Source organism: Salinarimonas sp. (genome assembly GCF_040111675.1).
Lineage (GTDB): Bacteria > Pseudomonadota > Alphaproteobacteria > Rhizobiales > Beijerinckiaceae > Salinarimonas.
The window spans coordinates 1,423,308-1,445,000 of record NZ_CP157794.1; the positions used below are offsets into that span (position 1 = coordinate 1,423,308).

Genomic DNA, 21,693 nt, shown 5'->3' on the forward strand with positions numbered 1-21,693 from the left:
CTTTTCTCGACGGCGCGCCTCACGCGACGTCGGCGCCGCCCCGTCGGCCGAGCCAGAGCCGGTCGGGCAGGATCCGGCGCGCGCGGGCGAGCGGGAACAGCGCGCGACGCCGCAGCCCCGCGGGCAGCATCGAGAAGGCGAGCCAGAGCGCGAGCCGCGGCTCGCGCGGCGCGGCGCGAACGGCCTTGAGGAGGTGCAGGCGCGCCGCCCAGCCGCTCCCGTAGGGCGACTCCAGATGCCGGCGCGCGCAGTCGAGGTGGAAGAGGTGCTTGACGCCCGCCGCCCGCATCTCGGCGCCCCAGCGGTCGAGATGCGTCTGGCGCGCGCGCATGTTGGCGTCGAAGTTGCGCGAGCGCCGCTCGTCCGGTCCGCCGTCGCCGCCGGCGTTGCGATAGGCCGTCAGCGGATCGGGGACGAAGTCGAATTCGTAGAAGCGGGCGATCCGGAGCCAGAGATCGTAGTCCTCGTTCGCCGGCAGGCTTTCGTCGAAGAGCCCCACCGCCTCGAGCGCCTCGCGCCGCACGAGCGTGCTGCTCGTGCCGAAATGGACGACGTTCGTATGCAGCATGTCGCGCCACACGTCACCGCGCGCCCTCGGGGTCCAGGTGGTGGAGACGCCGTTCGCCTCCTCGACGGCGAGCCCGGTGTAGAACAGCCCGACGCGATCCGGCCGGCGGCGCGACAGCGCGACCTGCCGCTCCAACTTCCGCGGCATCCAGGCGTCGTCGGAATCGAGGAAGGCGAGGAGGCTTCCGCGCGCTTCGCGCACACCCCGGTTGCGAGCGGCGGCGACGCCCGCATTCGCCGGTTGGCGCAGATAGCGCAGGCGCGTGTCCGTGCGCGACCTCACCAAAGCCTCCGTCGCGTCGGTCGAGGCGTCGTCGACGACGATGACCTCGAGGTGGCGATAGGTCTGGGCCAAGGCGCCGTCGAGAGCGCGCGCGAGCGTCCGGGCCCGATTGTAGGTCGGCACGATCACGCTGACGACCGGCTCGGCGCAGGCGAGGGCGGTGCGATCGGCCACGGGCGGACGCGGAGTCGCGCGAGCGCTCGGCGCGCGACGCGACGTGTCCGCCAGATCCTGCAGCGCGCGCAGGAGCCTGCGCCTGCGGGACGGCAAGCCTCCGCGGGCGCCCGCGGGGCGGCGAGACGCTCCGTCCTCGGCCCGCGCGCGCAAGGCTTCGTGCCCCGGGGGGCATTCGGCCGCGAGGCGGCGGTAGGCTCCGCCGAGTGCCGCCTCGCGTTCCGCAGACGGGCCCGCCTCGACCACGAGCCGCTCGATGCTCTCGAGTACCGCGAGGCTGGACATCAGCCCCTCCGGCGTGAGGCGCCGTCCGCTGAGGGTCTGCACGCCGTGCGGCGGGCGGCGGTAGAAGGCGAGCCCGTCGGGGGTCTCGACGAGAGGCACGCCGCGCAGGAGGGCGCGCATCATCAGGTGACCGTCGTCGTTGACGCCGATCCGCGGATCCCAGCCGCCGCTGCGCGCATAGGCGGCACGAGACCAGAGCACCGCGCAGGGCGGGAAGTACCAGCCGGTCAACCAAGCCGCGACCGGATCGCCGCCGGGCGCGCGCGGGACGCAGGAGGCCGGCGCCTCCGACCAGCGCGTCCCGACGAGCTCGTACCGGCGCCAGGGGCAGCAGGCCACGCCGTCGCCCCGTGTCACCAGCGCGGCGCAGAGCGCATCGAGCGCCGTCGGCCCGACCAGATCGTCGGCGTCGAGAAACAGAAGCGCGTCGCCGACCGCCTCCGCGGCGCCGGTCGCCCGCGCCGCGGCGGCGCCGGGACGCGCTTCGCGCAGGAGCCGAACGGACGGGCCGAAGCGCGTCGCGATCTCCGCGCTGCGGTCGCGCGAGCCGTTGTCGACGACGATCACCTCCGATGCCGGCGCCGTCTGGTTGAGCACCGAGCGGACGGCCTGGGCGAGATAGGCTTCGCCGTCGCGGACGGGGATGACGACCGAGACCCGCATCGGCTCAGACCGGGTCCGGCCCGGCGGGCGCCGCAGCGGTGCGGGCGAGCGCGTCGAGGGCCGTCTCCACCGCGGCAGGATCGACGTACATGTCTCGCTCGAGCGGCGAACCCGGGCCGCGCGGCTGCGCCGCGACGATGCCCCAGCGGTGCCCCATCGCGGAAGCGAGAGCGTAGAAGTTGGGATTAGGGAAGCCGAGCCAGGCGATCTCGAGAACGCGGGCCCCGGGCGGGCAGAACATCATGTTCGTCAGTCCGGCGCCGTGCGGCGCCGCGAGAACCGTCGTCTCGCTCATCAGCCGGACCTGCCGCGGGAAGTCGAGCTCCTCCATGAAGACGCGCTGGAAACCAGCCGCCTCGAAGAGCGGCCAGATCTCGTCTTCGTTGGCGAGCTTGCGCATGCGCGCCCGCTCGCGGCTCACGTAGACGCGCCGCGTCGGGGCGGCCGCGACGGGCGCGAGCGCCTCTCGAACCGGCCGAAGCAATTCCGGCCGGAACCGATCCGTTCCGAGGATCGTCAGCCGGGCGACCTCGATCGGGCGGTCACCATCGACCGTGCGGAACGCGTCCGGGTCGAGCCCCATCATTCGCAACGAAGCCCGCATCGCCGGGGTCGGCGACCGGGGAAGGAGAACCTCGCCGAGCGCGCCGCGATCGCGCAGCAGGACCAGCTTCGGCAGGTGCGCGGTCAACCAATGCGAGTGGTTGTCATAGACCCGCTCGCAGATCCAGGTCGCGCGCTCGAAGCGCTGCGGCGGCGCGCCTCGGCGCAGGGCCGCGGCGTGCGCGTCGCGGAACTTCATCTCCCTCAGGTTCAGGGCACGCTGATCGCGGGTGAGGAGCGCGGGGAAGAACTCGCCGCGCCAGTCGTGCACGGGAACGATGCGAGCATCCGGGATCGTCGCGATGAACGTCTCCTCGCTCGTCCGGGCCGGCACATCGCGCATGGAATAGCCCCACCAGCCCGCATCGGCTGGCAGGAGGTCTCGGTCGGCGACGTTGAAGGGAAGCGGGTTGCGTGCGACCGCCCGCGCGTGGATCGTTTCACAGCGCGCGAACGCGACGCCCTTCGCCCGCATGGACGCCACGTGATCCTGAGCCGAGACCGGGACGACATGGCGATAGCCCACCCATGACGGGGGCAGGCCCGCCCTCACGCCGATCGTGCAGGCCTCGCGGACGCCACGCCGCGCGCGCGCCGCCAGGCGCCGACCCGGCCCGAGGCCCTCGGCGCTCGCCGCCGCCGCTCCGTCGCTCGTGCTTCGCATCGTGTCGCATCCCTGCTCGTGCATGGCGGGCAAGACCGCCGAAGGAGGCCGCTGAATGAGCGCCCCGTCGAATTCGCCAGCAACCACGGCCGGGGCGCGGCAGGTTGCCCGCGCGAGATCGAGACGCCGCGAGGGCGGGAGGAGGCGCCGGTCGATCGGCCTGCCTGTCCCGCCGTGCAGGCTCGGAACGTCGCGACCCCGTTCCGGGTTGCCGCTCGTCGGACGTTCTTCGGGTGGAGGGCAATACGCATGATGCGCAGCACGCTGAAGCGGCTCGTCGAAGCCACGCTCAACGTCAAGATATACCGCAAGCCTCCGAGCAAGCACTTCTACCCCACATTGGCAACGATGCGGCGCTGGTCGGAGGCGGACATCGTGTTCGACGTCGGAGCCAACGACGGCAGAACCGTGCAGTTGCTGCAGACCTATCTCCCATCTCCTCGAATCTTCGCCTTCGAGCCGGTGTCCGAGACGTTCGGCGTTCTGCGAGACAGGATGAGCGGGCTCCGAAACGTCTCCGTGCATCCCTATGCGCTCGGCGACGTCGCGGGAGAGGCGGAAATCAACTTGCACGAGCTATCGACGCACAACTCGCTCATCACCGACTCTCCGAGCGGAGGCGGGCGCGAAACCGTCCGCATCGAGACGGTCGACCGTGTCATGAGGGAGTTCGACGTCGGCTTCGTGCACTTCCTGAAGATCGACACGGAGGGATACGAGCTGCAGGTCCTCCAGGGCGCTGCGGACGCCCTCGGGGCTGCGCGAATCGGCATCGTTCAAGCCGAGTTCCACCTGAATGCGGAGGAAGGACTGCAGCGCATCCACGATTTCCTCGGCCCGTTCGGCTACGAGTTGGTGGGCCTGTACAATCAATGCCATTGCGGGACGGAGTTCGCCCATGACTGGCGCTACGCCTCGACGGCCGGCTACAGCCCCCATCGGCTCAGCTATGCGGACGCCGTCTACATCTACACCGGAAACAAGAGATCGCCGCAGCCGGCCTTGATGTAGAGGGCGTTCGGCGTCCCGATCCACAGGCGCCGTTCGGCGCTTCGATAGGGGAACGCTTCCATCGGCCGCCCGTTTCAGGCCCGCCCATTTCCCGGAGGCGAACCGCAATGTTGAACAAGACGGTCTGGCTGCTCTGGCTGCAGGGTTGGGACACCGCCCCCTGGCTCGTCCGTCAGGTCGCCGAATCGTGGAAGATCAACAATCCTGGCTGGAACATCGAGTTCTTGAGCGAGGGAAATCTCGGACGCTACGTCAATGACATCGACTACATCCACAGCGACGACAAGGATATCAGCCCGCAAGCGAAATCGGATATCATCCGCCTCAGCCTGCTGAAGAACCACGGCGGCGTCTGGGCGGACGCGACCCTTCTGTGCATGCAGCCACTGGAGCCCTGGGTGGAGGAGGCCGCGAAACCGGCAGGGCTGTGGATGTATCATGGCTCGGGGGGCGGCATGCGGCCGACGCAGGGGCCGGCCAGCTGGTTCATAGTCTCTCATAAGAACGGGCTAATGATCGAGAAGTGGAAGACCGCATGCGATTCGTACTGGCGCAGCAACGATTCTGTGAAGAACTACTTTTGGCTTGACGCGCTGTTTCGCAAGCTCTTCGAGTCGGACAAAGACTTTCGGGAATGCTGGAAACGCGCGCCCTACCTCTATTGCAGCTGGCAGGGTCAAGCGCACATGCTCGCCTATCCCGGCGGGACCACGTCGAGCGACGACGGCGTCAAATCCATCCTGGAACAAAAGCCTCCCTACATTCTCAAGCTGTGGTGGAAGCGATGGGCCGACATATTTCCGGACGTTGCGGCCGACGAAGCGAAGCGCTCGAATGGCTATTTCGCGGTGCAGATGTCGAAGCGGAGCTTCACGCACAGGCACCGGATGCTGTCGAAGGGAAGCCTCGCGTTCGCCGCCGCGATGGCCCGCTTGTACGCCGACAGGAAAATCCTTCGATACCGACGATCGGCGGCAGGGGCCTGACTGCAGATTGGTCAACCAGGAAAAACCTTGCGGCGGCTACTGCCCATAGTCATAGAGCGCTCGGAATTTCGACCTCCGGACCCGGCCGCGGAACGAGATCCGGTTCGCCAATCTCTCGGATGTCCTCGTCGACTGCCGCATCTCGGTCCCCCGTGGTCGGAAGCAGGGGCGAGCCCGGCCGCTCGCTCAGCCGCGGCATGCCGCAGCGCCGCTCGGGCCGGCCGGCGGCGCTCCGGCTCGTCCTCATGCGGTCTGCGCTCGCATCGGCGGCGCCCCGGCATCCCGACCGGCCGCGCCCGCCGTCACCGCGCCCTCGAGCACGTCGAGCAGGTCCGCGATCTGTCGCTCGCTCTGGAGTTCGGGTCGCGAGGCGCCGGCGCGCGCCGCCACGCAGAGCCGCTCGTAGAACTCCGGATCGTCCCAGATTTGGCGCAACGCGCTCACCCACGCATCGATCCCGGCCTGCGGATCGACGAGTAGCCCCGCGTCGCCGACGGCCTCGGGCAGGCCGCCCCGGCGGGAGGCGAGGGCCGGTACGCCGCTGTACTGCGCCTCGACCGGAACCCGGCCGAACGCCTCGTCCCATCGGCTCGGCACGAGGACCACGCGCGCGATCCCGTAGATGCGCCGCATGTCGCGGGACCGCGGCAGCAGATCGACGTTCGCAAGATCCGCGAGCCGCGCCTTCAGCGCTCGGCGCGCCTGCGCGTCGAGGGTCCACGCTTCCACGAAGGCGAAGGGGATGTCGGGGCAGCGCGCCGCGAGGGCGAGCGCGACGTCGAGCCCCTTGCTCGGATGCGGATTGACGAACACCACCGTCTCGCGGGTCGTCTCGCTGCGGTAGCGCTCCGGCCGAAACAGCGGATGGACGATCCGGCTGGAAAGCCCGTAGGCCTGCGCGTAGCGCTGCGCCGTAAAGCGCGAGTTGGCGATGAAGCGCGCGCCTGGGAGCCCGGCCGGGTCGCCGCCGAGATCCTCGAACTCGACATTGCGCAGGTAGAGCACCGCGGGCACGCCGCACTCGAGCGACTTTCGCGCTATCGGTACGGGAAAGCCCGACTGCGTGACCACGACCTCCGGCCGCCACGCCGCGAGAACGCGCGCGACCGCCTCGTGCGGATGCCAGGCCCGGAAGGTGGGGTAGCCGAGCGCCCGATCGACCGCGTAGCCCCGGCCGGTCAGCTTCAGCGCGACCCGGGCGCGCAAGCCGACGGCGCCGGGCTTGGTCAGCCCGGCCAGGACGGCGACCTCGTGGCCGCGGGCGACGAGCTCTCCCGCGAGCTCGTGGGTGCTGGATTGCGCGCCCCCGGCGATCTGCGGGATGTAGGGATGCGCGCTCGCAAAGAGAATTCTCATCTCGCCTCCCTCGGGCGGGGCACGATCGCGGTGCTATTCCGCGGCCATCTGCGCGAAGTCCCGGTGGCGCTCGCGCAGCTCCTCGTAGGTCCCCTGCGCCTCCACCCGGCCGTCGCGCATGAAGTACAGGCGGTCGCAATTGCGCACGGTGGTCAGGCGATGCGCGATCATGACGATCGTGCGCTCGCCCCGCATCTGCTCGACCGAGCGGATCACCGCGCTCTCGGTCACCGTGTCGAGGGACGAGGTCGCCTCGTCGAGGATCAGGACCGAAGGGTCGTTGTAGAGGGCGCGGGCGATGCCGATCCGCTGGCGCTCGCCGCCCGACACACGCAGCCCGTTCTCGCCCACCTGGGTCTCGAGCCCGCTCGGCTGGCGCGCGACGAACTGCTGCAGCTGCGCCGCCTCGATCGCACGCGCCAGGGCGGCCTCGTCGATGTCCCGGTCGGGAACGCCTAGCGCGATGTTGCGGCGAATCGTGTCGTCGAGGATGTAGATCGTCTGCGGCACGTAGCCGATCGCGCGCTGCCAGCGCCGGACGCCCGACACGCGAATGTCCACGCCGTCGACGAGCACGGCGCCGCGGTCGGGCTCCAGCAGGCCGAGAATGGCGTCGACCGCTGTGGACTTGCCCGCTCCGGTGCTGCCGACCAGCGCCACTGCCGAGCGCGCGGGAACGACGAGGTCGAGGCCCTGCAGCGCCGGGCGGTCCGCGCCGCTGTGGCGGAACCAGACGTCCTCGAGGCGGATCTCGGAGCGCAGCCGCATCGGCTCGCCCTCGGGGGGAGCCAGGGCGTCCTGCCGGTCGCCCTCGCGCTCCAGCTCCATCAGGTGCCGGTGGACCGGGGCGAGCGAGACGCTGCTGTAGCGCAGCCCCGTGAGCCGCGAGAGCAGCGAGGAGAACCCCTCCCGCAGCCGCACGAGCGCCACGACGAAGAGCGACATCGTCACGAGGATCGACTCGACGGGACGCGCCAGCAGCACCAGGGCGACCGCAAGCACGAGAAGGCCCGTGATGGCGACCATCTCCGTCAGGGGCGGGATCATGCGGCTCAGGAAGTTCTTGTAGCGTATCGCATGCGCGGTGCGCGCCAGGCCGTCTCCGAAGCGCTCGGCGAAGAGCGCCTCGCGGTTGAGAACCCGCGATTCCTTGATGCAGCCGAAAGCCTGGTAGAGCGCCTGCACGAAGCGGCTGCGATGGCGCTGCTCGGTCAGCGCGTGACCCTGCAACTGCCGGCTCGTCGCGAGCAGCACGCCGAGCATGCACGACGCGAAGAGCGCGCCCCAGAAGATCGTGATCACCGGCTCGGCGACGAGGAGGAAGGCCAGGATCGCGACCAGGACCACGATGCGGGTGGCCACGTCCAGGACGGCCCCGATGATCTGCTGCGCGATCACGTTCGTCTCGTGCTCGACGTTGCGCAGGAGCTCGGACGTGTTGTGCCTCAGGTGGAACACATACGGCGCGCGCATGTAGGCGCGCATCAGCCGGTTGGCGAGCTCGACGCGACGGTTGAGCGTGTATCGGATCTGGGAGTAGTGGTTCAGCGCCAGGAACGCGTTCTTCGCGGCGAAGATCCCGAACAACGCGGCCGCGCCCCAGACGACCAGCGTCTTCGGGGACTCGCTGCCGAGTTCGCGCAGGTCTTCGCCCACGAACGGAATGGTCCCGAGCCGCTCGGGATCGACGAGAGCGCCGACGAACGCCGGCACCGCTGCGAGGCCGACGACCTCCAGGACGGCGCTGACGAGCATCATCGCGAGCAGAACGAGGCCGTTGCGCTTGTCCTTCGGGCGGAGCAGCGCGAGAAGCTGAGCGAGCGAGTTCTTCACGTTGGGGCAGGTCCTGGTTCCCGGGGGACGGCGGCCGGAGCGACCGAAGTGGCGCGGTGAAGCGCTCGTCGGAAAGCGACGGTCCGCGACAAGGTTCCATTGCCGGCGAGCGCGCGCGTGTTTTCTCGTTGGCGCAACGCGTCGTCCCGCGGTCCGCTTTCCGTCGTGGTCGCCGCGACGGCCGGCAGGGCGGGAACTCTCCCGCCCTCTCGTCCTTGATAGAGCCGGTCTCGGCCGCGCCGGCCCGGCAGCCGCGGCGCGTGTCACACCCCGGCGTGCATCCAGGCACGCACCCAGGAAGGACGGCCCTTGAAGATCTGCATCGTCGCAGACGAGTTCCCCCGCCTGTCCGAGACTTTCGTGTCGGATCAGGCGCTGTGCCTGCGCGAGCGTGGCCACGATGTCGAGGTGCTCTGCCGGCGGCGCGCTGGCGGCCGAGGCGCCATTCCGGAGGAGCTCCGGGCGGCGGCGCCGCGGACGCGCACGTGGTGGAGGGCCGCGAGCCCGCTCGACGGAGCCGTCGCGCGGCTCCCGCCCCGCTGGCGGCACCGCGCCGGCGCAGCGCTCGATCTCCTCTCCGCGCGACGGCTCTCAAAGGTCGACGTGATCGTCGCGCATTTCGGCTACGAGGGCGCGCGCGTCGCGCGGCTGATGCGGCGCGTGAACGGCCTGCCGCCTCTCGTCACGATCTTTCACGGCCACGACGTCGCGACGGTTCCCCCGGAGCGGATCGGCGCGCTCTACGCCGATCTGTTCGCTCACGGCGCGCGCCACCTCGCCGTGAACGCCGCCTTTTGCGCCGCGCTCGTCGCCGCGGGGGCGCCGGCCGAGCGGATGCGGGTCCACCATGTCGGCGCGCGGCTCGACCATATTCCGTTCGCGCCGCGCAATCGGGGTAAGGGGCCCCTGAATCTGCTCTCGGTCTGCCGGCTCACCGAGAAGAAGGGGATCGCCTACGCCTTGCGGGCCCTCGCAGTGATGAAGGCGCGCCGGCCGCAGCACGATTGGCGCTATCGGATCATCGGCGACGGGGAGGGGCGCGCGGAGCTCGAAGCGCTCGGCCGGGCTCTTCGCCTCGACGATCGGGTGACGTTCCTCGGGTCTCGCCCCGCCGCGACGGTGCGCGAGCGCCTGGCCGACGCCGAGGTCTTCCTCCTGCCGAGCGTCACCGCGCGCAACGGCGACGCGGAGGGCATACCGGTCTCGATCATGGAGGCCATGGCCTCGGGTGCCCTCGTCGTCAGCACCGTGCATTCCGGTATCCCCGAGCTCGTCGCCGCCGGCGAGACCGGGCTGCTCGCCCCGGAACGCGACGTCGAAGCGCTGGCCGATCGCCTGATCGAGGCCGCCGACATGGCGCCGGAGCGACGGGCCGCGATGGCGCGGGCGGCGCGGCGGCGCGTCGAGGAGGATTTCGACGTGATGCGTCAGACGGAGAAGCTCGAGCGGGAGCTCGCGGCCCTCGTTCGTTCGCCTGCGTCATGATCCGTCCCGCGCTCCTCGCCATCACCCATGCCCGCGGTCGGCAGCAGGCGGAATCCGCAGAGGGAACCACGGTTGATCACGCCTGTTTCCCACGCGGACGCCCGAAGCGCCGAGGTCTCCTTTTGCGGCGAGTCGTCTGCCTCGTAAACACCGCCGAGAATGCGTGCTTGCCGTTCCCGCAGCCACTGCGCAGCCTCGCTCCATACGATCTCCCACCCCCTATCGGGCCGCGGCACGAGACGGCGATCACCGGCGTCATCGAAGGCGTCGGCCCTGCGTCGGGTCCGTCATGAGCTGGAAACCACGACCATTCTGGAAAATCGGGACGTATCGGCCGAGCACCCTTGAAACCGCCTCGCTCGCCGCCCTCGTCTTCGTCGTGGGCGGCGACACGACGTCGGCGCAATGGCCTCCGGCCTGTGGTCCAGCCCGCGAGGGCTCCACGCAGAGGTCGCGACGATGAGCGGCGCGTTGCTCTCGCGTGCGCGAGCCAAGCTGGCCCGGTCGCTTCCGGTCAAGCCGAGACGACTGCGCCCGGCGCGGGGCGCCCTGAGCATCACCTTCGATGATTTTCCCAGAAGCGCGTGGTCGGAAGGAGGCGCGGTGCTGGCCGGCCACGGAGTGCGCGCGACCTATTACGCCAGTGGAGGGCTGTGCGGCCGCAGATACCTCGATCTCGACCAGTTCACGCCCGAGGATCTCGAAGCCGTTGCCGCCTGCGGCCACGAGGTCGGCAGCCACGGCTTCGAGCACGCCTCCGTGCTCGATCGAAGCAGGCGAGACTTCGTCGCGTCCGTCGCCCGGAACGAAAGCTTCCTCCGCTCGATTCTTCCGCAGACGAGGATCGAGACCTTCGCCTATCCGTTCGGCTCGGTGTCCGTGGGTGCCAAGATGGCGATCGCCGCGCGCTATCGCGTGGGGCGGGGCATCGCGCCGGGCTCGAATGGTCCCTGGATCGACGCCAGCGAGATCAAGAGCGTCGCCTTCGAGAAGCGACAGATGGCCGAGCACGACATCCCGAGTCTCATCGGCGAGGCCGCCTCGAGCGGACGATGGTTGAGCGTCTTCACCCACGACGTGAGCGACAGGCCCTCGCCCTGGGGGTGCCGAGCGCGCGATCTCGACGAGCTCATCGTGAACGCCAAGCAGGCCGGGCTGGAGATCCTGCCGGTCGTCGACGTCGCGCGGGGCGAGCCGGAAGCCGGCCGAGCATGAACCGGTCCCGGAGCGGGGGTCGTCGGCCGTCGGAGCGAGGAGCCGTACCGTGATCAAACCGGACGATCGTGAGACCCTGGAGCACGTCGCCGGCGACCTCACGCTGTCGCGAGCGGACTACGAAGACATCATCGCCCGCGCCGAAGCGGCTGCGCGGCACTGGGACTTCACGGCGCCGGCGCGGGTCCTCGATCGCGTCGTCGAGGTGCGAGATCCAGGCCGGCCCCGCGGCGCCGCCCGCAGGCGCATCGTCGCCGCGCTCGCCCTGCGGCTGCCGGAGCGCATCCCCGCGCTGCGGCTGCCCGGGTCGATCCTCGAGCTCTATCCCGACGCCGTCGGAAAGATGGCGCGTTTCCTCCGGGAGGACGAGCCGGAATACGACCTCGATCATTACGCCAAGGACGCGCGGCTTGCGCTGGGCGCGAGCGTGCCCGGCGGAGCGGAGATCGTCGACCTGTATTCACGGATCGGTCCGAGGCTGGCCTTGCGCCAGATCGGCCATCGGGATGGCGTCACGAGCCTGGCCCGGTATCTGACCGCCGGCAGCTTCCGGCCGATGCTGCAGATCCATCTGGATGCTCGTGACACGGCAGATTTCAACGAGGCGGGTCGCGAGGCCGTCTATCGCAGAGTGGCCGATCTGCTCGCACGCGATCGAACCAGGGCGGGCATGATCGCCACCAGCTGGTTCTACGATCCCGCCCTGCCCGCCATCAGCCCGCGGCTCGCCTATCTGCAGAGGCCCCTGGAGCATGGCGCCTATCGGCTCTTCATCTGCGCCACACGCCTCGACGCCGAGCGCGCTGCCGCGAAGTCGCCGACGCGCAGGGCGCTGATCGAAGAAGGCGCCTACAAGCCAGCATCGTACAGCTTGATCTGGCCTCGCGTCGCTTTGCTCGCGTGGGTCAGGTCTCGCGGTCGACGTAGCTAGGGTGCGGACTCATGTATGGATGCCCCCGTCTGTGCAAGGCGGTTCGTCGAACAGACAGGCGTGTGATCGGGGGCTGGTCAACGGCCGACCCGCCGCGGAGCGTCTCGCCTTCCGCTGCGAGCGCGCTCTCCGTGGCGTGGCCGTCGGGCGCAAGGCATGGCTCTTCGCCGGCTCCGACCGCGGCGACGGGCGCGCCGCTTGCCGCTTACGAGGCCAGAGCCTTCCTGCTGGAACGAAGGGTGACATCAATCAGCACTCGTTAAGTCGGACGCGCGAGCCTATGCGGTGTCTCTCCAAGGCACATCGTCGGCATGGCGACGATAGCGTCGATGTTCGAGCAGTCAGCCAAGAGATGGGCGAGCGCGCGGCGGGCACCGTCAAGCATGATCAGATGCCTTCCGTCGACGTAGAGGATGATTGGAGGAAAACACGCGCCCGCTTGCACCGCGTCAGCGTAGTCGATAATGCGCTCGATCCTGAGGTCGGTGTCAGCCTGCGATCGGCCCTGTGCAATGCTGCGTGCGCGATAGGCTCGAATCATCGCGTCCCCGCGTTTATTCGGCATACGCCATTGAACACTGGCCGATACCTTGGCGATAGCGCAGTCTTCAGGTGACGCGGCAGGGCGTTTCACCGGCAGATAGCGGCGCAGGAGGGCCTTCTCGTCGTCAGTCGCCGACGCCCAACATGCTGGAAGGTTGACACTGATGTCCACGAGCCCCTCTGTCGCGCCCTCGCGGCGAAGATGCAGACGGTGAGGAAGGCTGGTGACGTGGAGCCGTTCGGGGACGAACTCACGCAAGATGCGGCGGGAGCGTTTGAGAAATGCAACCGCATAACGTTTCGGCATGACCAACAAAGGCCGTCTCCCCTCTGAGAGGTGAGCCGGCTAACACGTGTGCCTCCCGACAGTTCCGGCGAGTTCCTCTTCGACGTAGGCTCTGCTCCATGACGACGCCTGGAGACCGTGGACATGAGGACGGCTTGCCGGCACGGACGACGGCGATCCTCGGCTCTCGGGCTCTACGCTGGCGACCTTGCGGGATCGCGAGCCACTGCGGGCGGTGCCCTTTTCCGGGTTGAGGCGGAGACGGCGGCGTGGATGCCGGAGCAGTGGATGGTCACCGGCGGGCGAGGAGAGGGGCTCGGGCGCGGCCTGCTTCTGCAGCGCGACCGCTGGTGTCGTCAGTGACCTCGGCGTCGCACTCGGTCCCGCCGCCGGTCCGAACCCAGGTTCCATTGCCCCGGCGCTCACCCTCGCTCCGGCGAATCTTCAGCCGATGTACGCGGAGGCGCACGAAACGTGCCCGCTTCGATCGATCGGGATGGCGAGACGTCGCGCCGCATCGGGCAGGAGGCTTCCCGAGACGAAGGGGCGCTGCTCTCGTCCGAGGAAGTCCCGGTACCCCTCGACCACGTTCGCGACGGCATCGGCTTCGGTCTCGGCGACCGACACGAAGCACATCGGCTTCTCCGCGGCGGAGAGGCGGCTGACTGTGAGCAGATAGCATGTCGGCATGTCGTTCGTGGCTCCGCGTGCGAGTGGGCGATGCCGGGTGCGGAGGCAGGATCCGCGCCCCGGCAGAGGGGGGCGGCGGCGTCAGTTCGGCGTCGAGATGGCGCGCTGCTCGGGACGCGCGCCGACGGGGAGCATGACGTGGGCGTAGGGCGTGCCCGGCCACATCACGTAGGGGCCGTCGGCGACCGGGGTCGTCGGCAGGCCCGCGAGCATGGGCTCCGGGGCGAGGATCATCACGTGCGGTCCCTCGACGATCCACTGGTTGTCGGCGGTAGGCATGGGATCGGCAGGGTCGATGTTGCTCGCGCCGCCGGTCGGGCTGTCGCCGGCCATCATGTAGGCGATCCCCAGGCGATCGACCTCGACGGGCGCGCCGCTCGTCAGGCCCCCGATGAAGGCGGTCCACGGCGCGTCGAGGCACATCGCGCCGCCGAAGCCATCCGGCGCCGGCATGCAGGTGAAGGCGCCGGTACCTTCGCGCAGCACGGTTCCGTCGAGATCCACCACCGTCGCGGTTGGGCGAACCTGAGCCGGCGCGGCCGCGAGCGCCTCCGCGATCCGGGCCTGTGCAGCCGGAGCCGGTGGCGGGGTTTGCGCGAGCGCCGGGGTGGCCGCCAGGACGATGATCGCGACGAGACAAGGTCGGTGCATGGTATCCTCCCATTCGTGGGGTTCTCGGCAAAATCGCTAGTTCAGGCTGATCGCGCTGCGGGGCTGGCGGTCGACGCTCAGCTGAAAGACGTCGGGCCGCGCGTAGTGACCGCTCGCGTCGAACTTCCGGCGCGACGCGTGCGCGGCGGACACGTCGATCCCGGCGACGAGCAGGCCCTTCTCCTTGCGCATCGGACCCGCTACGGCGCCTCCGAAGGGCTCGTAGACCACGGCGTCGCCGGGATTGATCCATTCGCCGGCGGTCGGGAACAGCTCGTCCCGGTAGGGCAGCGACGGCGGGATATCCGCCTCCTCCAGCGTCGTGGCGCAGCCGATCACCCAGCAGCCGCCTTCGCGCGCGATGTGCTGCATCGTCGCCATCCAGGTGTCCCCGCTGTCCCAGGTCGGCGCGACGTAGATGTCGAGGTTCTGCGCGTAGAGGGCGAACCGCGCGAGCGGCATGTAGCTCTCCCAGCAGATCAGCGCTCCGATCCGGCCCACTGCGGTCTCGACGACGTTCAGCCCGGAGCCGTCGCCGAACCCCCAGATCATCCGCTCCGGGTTCGTCGGCATCAGCTTGCGGTAATTGTTCAGGATGCGCCCGTCCGCGTCGATGATCGCGCAGCTGTTGAACAGTGTGCTGCCGCTGATCGCGCCGTCGAGCTCCTGGTAGCCGACGACGACGACGATCTCGTGCTCTCTCGCCGCCTCCTGCAGGGGACGAAGGCGGCCCCTGCCGAGATCGACGGAGTTGGCCTGGGTCAGCGCGAAGAGCGCGTCGACCTTCCTCATCCCGGCCCCCGGCGCCAGGCGCCACACGAAGGTCGGATAGCCCGGGAGCCAAGCCTCCGGGAAGACCAGGAGGCGCGCTCCCCGCGCCGCCGCCTCGGCGACGAGCTCCACGGCGCGTGCCATGGACGCTTTCAGGTCGAGGTAGACGGGTGGTTGCTGTACGACGGCGATCTGGAGCATGTCGTCCTCCTGGAATGAGCGCTCGCCCGGCGACTGCGCCTACTCCGCCGCCAGCGCGACCGCGGCCGGGATGTTGTGGTTCGTCCGAAACAGGTTCGCCGGGTCGTAGCGCGCCTTGACCCGTCCGAGCCGCTCCATGTTGCCGCCGTAGGCGCCCGCGATGCGATCGGCATCGTCCTCCGGCATGAAGTTGACGTAGACGCTGCCGGCCGCGTACGGCGCGGCCGCGTCGAACAGGTCGCGCGCCCACCCGATGCAGGCGGCGTCCTCGGCGGGGTCCGACCAGCGGGTGTGGACGTTCATCACGAAATGCGCCGAGCGCTGCGGGTAGGCGGTCGCGTCCGGGGCGACGCGGGCCATGGCGCCGCCGAGATGGGCGAGGACGACTTCGGTCATCGGGTCGGGCAGCTTGTGCACCGCGTCGAGCACGACGGAGATCACGTCGTCGGACAGGTCGAGGAAATCGTGGCTCTTCCAGTAATTGCGCGCGCCCGGCGCGAGCAGCGGATCGAAGGCCGCCTGCCAGCCAACGAAGGGGTGCGGCGAGATCACGTCCGCGATGGGCGCGCCGAGCGCGCGCGGGCCGGCCATCGCCCGCTCCCCCGCTTCCATGTCGCCCGCGTAGCAGGCCGCGAAGATCAGCACCTCACGCCCGTGCCAGCCCTCGGGAATGAAGGGCAGCGGCGGAGCCCTGCGCATGACGGCCCACACCGTCAGCTCGTCGGGCGCACCGGCGCAGATGTCCCGGAAGGCGGCGAGCAGAGCCGGCGCGTCCGCGATCGGATGCACGACGAGGCCGGACATGACCTGCGGGCCGAGCGGATGGAGCGCGAATTCGAACGAAGAGACCACCCCGAAATTCCCGCCGCCGCCGCGGATCGCCCAGAACAGGTCGGGATGCTCGGTCGCGCTCGCCTGCACGATCGAGCCGTCGGCGAGCACGACCTCGGCCGACACGAGATTGTCGATCGTCATGCCGAACTTGCGGGTGATCCAGCCGAAGCCGCCGCCGAGCGTCAGCCCCGCGATGCCCGTGGTGGAATTGATGCCGACGGGGACGGCGAGGCCGTGGGCCTGCGTCTCGCGGTCGACGTCCGCCAGGAGGCAGCCCGCCTCGACGCGGGCGGTGCGCCCCTCCGGATCGACCCGGATCGCACGCATGCCCGACAAAGCGAGCATGATGGCGTCCTCGACGACGGCGTGTCCCGCGATCTGATGGCCGCCGGCCCGGATCGCCATGAGCAGCCCGTTGTCGCGGGCGAAGCTCACCGCGGTGGCGATGTCGTCGCGGTCGAGGGCTCGGATCACCAGACCCGGCCTGCGATCGTGCATGCCGTTCCAGACGGTGCGGGCCTCCTCGAAGCCCGGATCCCCGGCGAGGAGCGCCGTTCCGTGCAGGCTTCCTCTCAGTGAGGCGACGGCGCTATCTGAAATATCCACGCTGCCGCTCGTCAGGCTTCGCAAAGACGTCGTCATGGCGGAAGCTCCCCGTGCTAGATTGGCTCAAGTCCTCGAACGCTGGACCCGGCGCACGCCGCCCGACCAGTGGCGAGACTGGACTCCGCGATACAGTTTCTGGACTTGGCGCGGTGATGGGGAGCGCCGAGCCTGGACGGGCCAGGAGGAGTGCCGATGACCCAGGGAAGCTACAGGCAGTTCTGCCCGGTCGCGATGGCGGCCGAGCTGCTTTGCACGCGCTGGACCATGGTGCTCGTACGCGAACTGGTCGCGGGATCGACGCGGTTCAACGACCTCAGGCGCGGCGTTCCGCGAATGTCGCCCACGCTGCTGTCGCAGCGCCTCAAGGAGCTCGAGCAGGCCGGCATCGTGGACCGAGTCGCCGTTCGCGGAGAGCGCGGGATCTTCGATTACAAGCTCACCGAAGCAGGACGCGATCTCCAGCCTGTGGTCGAGATCTTCGGCCTGTGGGGACAGAGATGGGTCGAGTCCGAGGCCTCGCTCGCCAATCTCGACCCCTCGCTCCTGATGTGGGACATGCGGCGCAACCTCGACCCGACGCCACTTCCATGCGCCCGAACGGTGATCCGGGTCCGCTATCCCGACGTCGCGCCTTCATGCCGCTCGTGGTGGCTCGTGGTCGAGGCTTCCGGAGAGGTCGACCTGTGCTCGTCCGATCCCGGCTTCGAGGTGGATCTCTACCTCACGACGGACTTGCGGACCATGACGGCGATCTGGATGGGGCTCGAGCGGGTCGAGACGGCGGCCGACAAGATCCATTTCGACGGCAGCCCGGAGATCGCGCGATCGATGCAGGCGTGGCTCGGGCTGAGCCCCTTCGCCCGTGAGCGAAAGCACGTGGCCTGAGCGCCATCCCGCGACGGCCTCGGCGTCGTGCGATCCGACGCGTGTCTTCCGCCCCGGCGGGCGCGTCTCCCTGGCGACGTGATGCGGCGCGTCGAAGCCGGCGAGCCGGACCTCCGGCGCCGCGACACCCTCTCGGCGCTGCGGGTCGTCGCCGACCGCCTCGGACGCGCGCCCGACGAAATCCCGGCGACCGCGACGGCGATCCGCGCGCTCTTCGACGAGCACGGGCTGGCCCGGCTCGGGGTGAACGAGCGGCGCTATGCCGACATCCGCGCGCGGGGAGATCACGAGCTTGGCGGACTCACCCTGCAACTCGAGGAGAGCATCCGCCGCGCCACCGAGGCATGCGCCCCTTGAAGGAGTGCTTTTCACGCCCGCCCTCGTCGCCGAGCTCACGCGCGCCTTCCAGGAGGAGACGAGCCGGATCGCGGCCGCGAGCCGCGCCGGCGTGGAAGGAGCACGGGCGGCCCTCACGGGCGTCGAGCGCAATCGTTCCGCTATGCTGCGCGCGATCGAGGACGGGCTGTACCAGCCCTCGATGAAGACGCGCCTCGCCGAGCTGGAGGCCGAGAAGGCGCGCCTGAAGACGCAACTCGCCGCCCGGCCGAAGCCGGCGGTGCTGGTGCATCCCAACCCCGCCGACTACGCGAAGCGCGTTGCCGCGCTCGAAGGGCTGCTCGAGGACGCGGAGCACCGCGACGATGCGATGGCGCCGATCCGCTCGATGATCGAGAAGATCGTGGTCGTCCCGAGAGAGGGGGGCGGCGTCGCGCTGACGCTCCACGGCGATCTGGCGCGGATCCTGACGCTCTGCGCGATCGCCGGGGAGGGCAGGGCCCGGACAGCAAAAAGCCCCGCGGCTTTCGCCTGCGGGGCTCCGTGTTTTGGTTGCGGGGGCAGGATTTGAACCTGCGACCTTCAGGTTATGAGCCTGACGAGCTACCGGGCTGCTCCACCCCGCGGCAGGGCGTTTTCGCCTCGAACGCGAACGGCCCCGATGTGTCCCTTTCGCGGGATCGGGGCCGGCGGGTTCTGGCGTCGTGAAGAGGATGGGGTTTTCGGCTGGGGTGCGCGTTGTCTGTCCTTTGCAGGCCCGGCGACGACCTACTCTCCCGGGACTTGTGTCACAGTACCATCGGCGCTGAGGAGTTTAACGGCCGAGTTCGGGATGGGATCGGGTTTTATGCTCCTCGCTCCGGTCACCGGGCCGGCGAAGGACAGACAGCGCGCATAGGTGATGAGGTGTCTCTGGTCCGGTTCCGAGGAACCGCGTTCTCGTTTCCGCGCGCCTCGGGCGCGCAGGGATCATGGGAGGCGATCAAGCCGATCGAGCGATTAGTACCGGTAAGCTCAACGCATTGCTGCGCTTGCACGCCCGGCCTATCGACGTGGTGGTCTACCACGGCTCTCGAGGGAGATCTCGTTTCGAGGTGGGTTTCCCGCTTAGATGCCTTCAGCGGTTATCCCGTCCGCACATAGCTACCCTGCACCGCGGCTGGCGCCACGACAGGTCCACCAGAGGTGCGTCCATCCCGGTCCTCTCGTACTAGGGACAGATCCTCTCAAATCTCCGACACCCACGGCAGATAGGGACCGAACTGTCTCACGACGTTCTGAACCCAACTCACGTACCACTTTAATCGGCGAACAGCCGAACCCTTGGGACCTGCTCCAGCCCCAGGATGTGATGAGTCGACATCGAGGTGCCAAACGATCTCGTCGATATGGACTCTTGGAGATCATCAGCCTGTTATCCCCGGCGTACCTTTTATCCGTTGAGCGATGGCCCACCCACGCGGGACCACCGGATCACTATGGCCGACTTTCGTCTCTGCTCGACATGTCCGTCTCGCAGTCAGGCGGGCTTATGCCATTGCACTCGACGACCGATTTCCGACCGGTCTGAGCCCACCGTCGCGCGCCTCCGTTACTCTTTGGGAGGCGACCGCCCCAGTCAAACTGCCTGCCATGCGCTGTCCCGGACCCGGATGACGGATCGCGGTTAGACATCCATGTCGCCAAGGGTGGTATTTCAAGGGCGGCTCCACGCGAGCTGGCGCCCGCGCTTCAAAGCCTTCCACCTATCCTACACATGCCGACACGAATGCCAGCGCAAAGCTACAGTAAAGGTGCACGGGGTCTTTCCGTCTGACCGCAGGAACCCCGCATCTTCACGGGGAATTCAATTTCACTGAGCCGATGCTGGAGACAGCGGGGAAGTCGTTACGCCATTCGTGCAGGTCGGAACTTACCCGACAAGGAATTTCGCTACCTTAGGACCGTTATAGTTACGGCCGCCGTTTACCGGGGCTTCGATTCAAGGCGTGAACCTCTCCTCTTAACCTTCCGGCACCGGGCAGGCGTCAGACCCTATACGTCGTCTTGCCGACTTCGCAGAGCCCTGTGTTTTTGCTAAACAGTCGCCACCCCCTGGTCTGTGCCCCTCCCGCCTGGTTGCCCAAACGGAAGGCCTCCTTATCCCGAAGTTACGGAGGTAATTTGCCGAGTTCCTTCAGCATCGTTCTCTCAAGCGCCTTGGCATGCTCTGCCAGTCCACCTGTGTCGGTTTCGGGTACGGTCTCGCGCGGGGGCTGTTTCCCGGGACCCGCCGGCCGCAGAGCCAATCCGATAAGGCCCTACGACGTCTTGGATCCGTCACCACCCGCTGGCTCAGGACTATTCACCTGATTCCCATCGACTACGCCTTTCGGCCTCGCCTTAGGGGCCGGCTGACCCTGCGCAGATTAACTTTACGCAGGAACCCTTGGACTTTCGGCGACAGCGTCTCTCACGCTGTTTGTCGTTACTCATGTCAGCATTCGCACTTCCGATACCTCCAGGAGCCCTCGCGGGTCTCCCTTCACAGGCCTACGGAACGCTCCGCTACCGCGCATCCGAAGATGCACCCCAAGCTTCGGCTCGTGGCTTGAGCCCCGTTACATTTTCGGCGCAAGGACCCTTGACTAGACCAGTGAGCTGTTACGCTTTCTTTAAAGGATGGCTGCTTCTAAGCCAACCTCCTGGTTGTTTTGGGGTCCTCACATCCTTTCCCACTTAGCCACGAATTGGGGGCCTTAGCTGTAGGTCAGGGTTGTTTCCCTCTCCACGACGGACGTTAGCACCCGCCGTGTGTCTCCCGCACAGTGCTTCCAGGTATTCGGAGTTTGGTTAGGTTTGGTACCGTTGTGGACAGCCCTAGCCCATCCAGTGCTCTACCCCCTGGAGCATTCATGCGAGGCGCTACCTAAATAGCTTTCGCGGAGAACCAGCTATCTCCGGGTTTGATTGGCCTTTCACCCCTAGCCACAAGTCATCCGAGGCCTTTTCAACGGACACCGGTTCGGTCCTCCAGTGCGTGTTACCGCACCTTCAACCTGCTCATGGCTAGATCACCCGGTTTCGGGTCTGGCGCGCCGAACTGAACGCCCTGTTCAGACTCGCTTTCGCTGCGCCTACGCCTCACGGCTTAAGCTTGCTCGACACGCCAAGTCGCTGACCCATTATACAAAAGGTACGCGGTCACCCAGGACGAACCTTGGGCTCCCACTGTTTGTAGGCATCCGGTTTCAGGATCTGTTTCACTCCCCTCGTCGGGGTGCTTTTCACCTTTCCCTCACGGTACTGGTGCGCTATCGGTCGCTGAGGAGTACTTAGGCTTGGAGGGTGGTCCCCCCATGTTCAGACAGGATTACACGTGTCCCGCCCTACTCGTATCCGCTCGATCCCTGAACCCGTACGGGGCTGTCACCCATCATGCCCGACTTTCCAGACGGTTCCGGTTGAGAATCGAGACGGCATTGGCCTGGTCCGCGTTCGCTCGCCACTACTAACGGAGTCTCGTTGATGTCCTTTCCTCCGGGTACTGAGATGTTTCAGTTCCCCGGGTTCGCCTCAAATCCCTATGGATTCAGGATCTGATACCTTCACATGACCCCACGTTACTCAGATGCGGGCACCAGGCTCGCATCCAAGCAACGAGGAATCGAAGGTGGGTTTCCCCATTCGGAAATCCTCGGATCAAAGCGCGTTCGCAGCTCCCCGAGGCTTATCGCAGCGTACCACGTCCTTCATCGCCTCTCAGCGCCAAGGCATCCACCGAATGCCCTTAAGACACTTGATCGCTCCCATGATCCATGCGCGCATCCCTCGAGAGGAACACGACCACGGACC

17 protein-coding genes, 1 tRNA gene, 2 rRNA genes and 1 pseudogene are annotated in these 21,693 nt (G+C 68.1%); 9 read left to right on the forward strand and 12 right to left on the reverse strand.

Features of this window, described 5'->3' with window-relative positions:
- Nucleotides 1-19 precede the first annotated feature (19 nt).
- Nucleotides 20-1,972 carry a glycosyltransferase family A protein gene (locus ABL310_RS06600; RefSeq protein WP_349370899.1) on the reverse strand — a complete coding sequence of 651 codons (1,953 nt, stop codon included), beginning with the start codon at nt 1,970-1,972 and terminating at the stop codon, nt 20-22.
- A gap of 4 nt (nt 1,973-1,976) precedes the next feature.
- Complete coding sequence (locus tag ABL310_RS06605) at nt 1,977-3,566, reverse strand: glycosyltransferase family 61 protein (protein ID WP_349370900.1); 1,590 nt, start codon at nt 3,564-3,566, stop codon at nt 1,977-1,979.
- Here ABL310_RS06605 and ABL310_RS06610 point away from each other — a divergent pair.
- Both ABL310_RS06610 and ABL310_RS06615 read left to right on the forward strand, forming a co-directional pair.
- Nucleotides 3,489-4,250: an FkbM family methyltransferase gene (locus ABL310_RS06610; protein WP_349370901.1), complete on the forward strand. Its 762-nt coding sequence runs from the start codon at nt 3,489-3,491 to the stop codon at nt 4,248-4,250. The genes ABL310_RS06605 and ABL310_RS06610 overlap by 78 nt on opposite strands.
- A gap of 107 nt (nt 4,251-4,357) precedes the next feature.
- Nucleotides 4,358-5,236 (forward strand): capsular polysaccharide synthesis protein, encoded by an 879-nt coding sequence (locus ABL310_RS06615; protein ID WP_349370902.1) that lies wholly within the window; start codon nt 4,358-4,360, stop codon nt 5,234-5,236.
- Nucleotides 5,237-5,479: 243 nt separating this feature from the next.
- Here the strand turns inward: ABL310_RS06615 and ABL310_RS06620 are convergent, their stop codons facing one another.
- Both ABL310_RS06620 and ABL310_RS06625 read right to left on the reverse strand, forming a co-directional pair.
- The gene (locus ABL310_RS06620; protein WP_349370903.1) at nt 5,480-6,592 is read right to left on the reverse strand and encodes a glycosyltransferase; all 1,113 of its coding nucleotides are present in this window, start codon (nt 6,590-6,592) and stop codon (nt 5,480-5,482) included.
- A gap of 33 nt (nt 6,593-6,625) precedes the next feature.
- Nucleotides 6,626-8,425 (reverse strand): ABC transporter ATP-binding protein, encoded by a 1,800-nt coding sequence (locus tag ABL310_RS06625; RefSeq protein ID WP_349370904.1) that lies wholly within the window; start codon nt 8,423-8,425, stop codon nt 6,626-6,628.
- A 309-nt stretch (nt 8,426-8,734) separates the two neighbouring features.
- Here ABL310_RS06625 and ABL310_RS06630 point away from each other — a divergent pair, with 309 nt between their 5' ends.
- The 4 genes and pseudogenes from ABL310_RS06630 to ABL310_RS06645 form a co-directional block, all read left to right on the forward strand.
- Nucleotides 8,735-9,910 carry a glycosyltransferase gene (locus tag ABL310_RS06630; RefSeq protein WP_349370905.1) on the forward strand — a complete coding sequence of 392 codons (1,176 nt, stop codon included), beginning with the start codon at nt 8,735-8,737 and terminating at the stop codon, nt 9,908-9,910.
- A gap of 459 nt (nt 9,911-10,369) precedes the next feature.
- A complete protein-coding gene (locus ABL310_RS06635) occupies nt 10,370-11,125 on the forward strand; it encodes a polysaccharide deacetylase family protein (protein WP_349370906.1) in 756 nt (251 codons plus the stop codon).
- A gap of 49 nt (nt 11,126-11,174) precedes the next feature.
- Nucleotides 11,175-12,056: a hypothetical protein gene (locus ABL310_RS06640; RefSeq protein ID WP_349370907.1), complete on the forward strand. Its 882-nt coding sequence runs from the start codon at nt 11,175-11,177 to the stop codon at nt 12,054-12,056.
- A gap of 118 nt (nt 12,057-12,174) precedes the next feature.
- A pseudogene (locus ABL310_RS06645) lies at nt 12,175-12,255 on the forward strand (transposase); the annotation flags it as partial.
- Between the two features lie 60 nt (nt 12,256-12,315).
- Here the strand turns inward: ABL310_RS06645 and ABL310_RS06650 are convergent.
- The 5 genes from ABL310_RS06650 to ABL310_RS06670 all read right to left on the reverse strand — a co-directional run bounded on the left by ABL310_RS06650 (nt 12,316) and on the right by ABL310_RS06670 (nt 16,674).
- A complete protein-coding gene (locus tag ABL310_RS06650; RefSeq protein ID WP_349372149.1) occupies nt 12,316-12,912 on the reverse strand; it encodes a hypothetical protein in 597 nt (198 codons plus the stop codon).
- 417 nt (nt 12,913-13,329) lie between these two features.
- The gene (locus ABL310_RS06655) at nt 13,330-13,575 is read right to left on the reverse strand and encodes a hypothetical protein (RefSeq protein ID WP_349370908.1); all 246 of its coding nucleotides are present in this window, start codon (nt 13,573-13,575) and stop codon (nt 13,330-13,332) included.
- Between the two features lie 81 nt (nt 13,576-13,656).
- Nucleotides 13,657-14,226, reverse strand: a complete 570-nt coding sequence (locus ABL310_RS06660; RefSeq protein WP_349370909.1) for a hypothetical protein — start codon at nt 14,224-14,226, stop codon at nt 13,657-13,659.
- A gap of 36 nt (nt 14,227-14,262) precedes the next feature.
- Entirely contained in the window at nt 14,263-15,198 is a 936-nt protein-coding gene (locus tag ABL310_RS06665) for a carbon-nitrogen hydrolase family protein (RefSeq protein WP_349370910.1), read from the reverse strand.
- Between the two features lie 39 nt (nt 15,199-15,237).
- Nucleotides 15,238-16,674: an FAD-binding oxidoreductase gene (locus tag ABL310_RS06670; protein ID WP_349370911.1), complete on the reverse strand. Its 1,437-nt coding sequence runs from the start codon at nt 16,672-16,674 to the stop codon at nt 15,238-15,240.
- A 156-nt stretch (nt 16,675-16,830) separates the two neighbouring features.
- Between ABL310_RS06670 and ABL310_RS06675 the strand changes: the two genes are divergently transcribed.
- The 3 genes from ABL310_RS06675 (at nt 16,831) to ABL310_RS06685 (ending at nt 18,430) form a co-directional block, all read left to right on the forward strand.
- Nucleotides 16,831-17,523 (forward strand): helix-turn-helix domain-containing protein, encoded by a 693-nt coding sequence (locus ABL310_RS06675; protein ID WP_349370912.1) that lies wholly within the window; start codon nt 16,831-16,833, stop codon nt 17,521-17,523.
- Between the two features lie 81 nt (nt 17,524-17,604).
- Nucleotides 17,605-17,880: a hypothetical protein gene (locus ABL310_RS06680; RefSeq protein WP_349370913.1), complete on the forward strand. Its 276-nt coding sequence runs from the start codon at nt 17,605-17,607 to the stop codon at nt 17,878-17,880.
- Nucleotides 17,881-18,022: 142 nt separating this feature from the next.
- Nucleotides 18,023-18,430 (forward strand): hypothetical protein, encoded by a 408-nt coding sequence (locus ABL310_RS06685; RefSeq protein WP_349370914.1) that lies wholly within the window; start codon nt 18,023-18,025, stop codon nt 18,428-18,430.
- Here ABL310_RS06685 and ABL310_RS06690 read toward each other — a convergent pair.
- The 3 genes from ABL310_RS06690 to ABL310_RS06700 all read right to left on the reverse strand — a co-directional run bounded on the left by ABL310_RS06690 (nt 18,409) and on the right by ABL310_RS06700 (nt 21,643).
- Nucleotides 18,409-18,485, reverse strand: a tRNA-Met gene (locus tag ABL310_RS06690). The two genes, ABL310_RS06685 and ABL310_RS06690, sit on opposite strands and share 22 nt — an antisense overlap.
- A gap of 129 nt (nt 18,486-18,614) precedes the next feature.
- A 5S ribosomal RNA gene (gene rrf, locus ABL310_RS06695) occupies nt 18,615-18,730 on the reverse strand.
- 107 nt (nt 18,731-18,837) lie between these two features.
- Nucleotides 18,838-21,643 (reverse strand): 23S ribosomal RNA (locus ABL310_RS06700).
- Between the last annotated feature and the right edge of the window lie 50 nt (nt 21,644-21,693).

Bases quoted from the DNA above. Each gene is read 5' to 3' on its own strand.
- ABL310_RS06600 (WP_349370899.1), bottom strand. From the start codon at position 1,972: ATGCGGGTCTCGGTCGTCATCCCCGTCCGCGACGGCGAAGCCTATCTC.
- ABL310_RS06610 (WP_349370901.1), top strand. From the start codon at position 3,489: ATGATGCGCAGCACGCTGAAGCGGCTCGTCGAAGCCACGCTCAACGTC.
- ABL310_RS06615 (WP_349370902.1), top strand. From the start codon at position 4,358: ATGTTGAACAAGACGGTCTGGCTGCTCTGGCTGCAGGGTTGGGACACC.
- ABL310_RS06620 (WP_349370903.1), bottom strand. From the start codon at position 6,592: ATGAGAATTCTCTTTGCGAGCGCGCATCCCTACATCCCGCAGATCGCC.
- ABL310_RS06635 (WP_349370906.1), top strand. From the start codon at position 10,370: ATGAGCGGCGCGTTGCTCTCGCGTGCGCGAGCCAAGCTGGCCCGGTCG.
- ABL310_RS06655 (WP_349370908.1), bottom strand. From the start codon at position 13,575: ATGCCGACATGCTATCTGCTCACAGTCAGCCGCCTCTCCGCCGCGGAG.
- ABL310_RS06660 (WP_349370909.1), bottom strand. From the start codon at position 14,226: ATGCACCGACCTTGTCTCGTCGCGATCATCGTCCTGGCGGCCACCCCG.
- ABL310_RS06665 (WP_349370910.1), bottom strand. From the start codon at position 15,198: ATGCTCCAGATCGCCGTCGTACAGCAACCACCCGTCTACCTCGACCTG.
- ABL310_RS06670 (WP_349370911.1), bottom strand. From the start codon at position 16,674: ATGACGACGTCTTTGCGAAGCCTGACGAGCGGCAGCGTGGATATTTCA.
- ABL310_RS06675 (WP_349370912.1), top strand. From the start codon at position 16,831: ATGACCCAGGGAAGCTACAGGCAGTTCTGCCCGGTCGCGATGGCGGCC.
- ABL310_RS06680 (WP_349370913.1), top strand. From the start codon at position 17,605: ATGCGGCGCGTCGAAGCCGGCGAGCCGGACCTCCGGCGCCGCGACACC.
- ABL310_RS06685 (WP_349370914.1), top strand. From the start codon at position 18,023: ATGCTGCGCGCGATCGAGGACGGGCTGTACCAGCCCTCGATGAAGACG.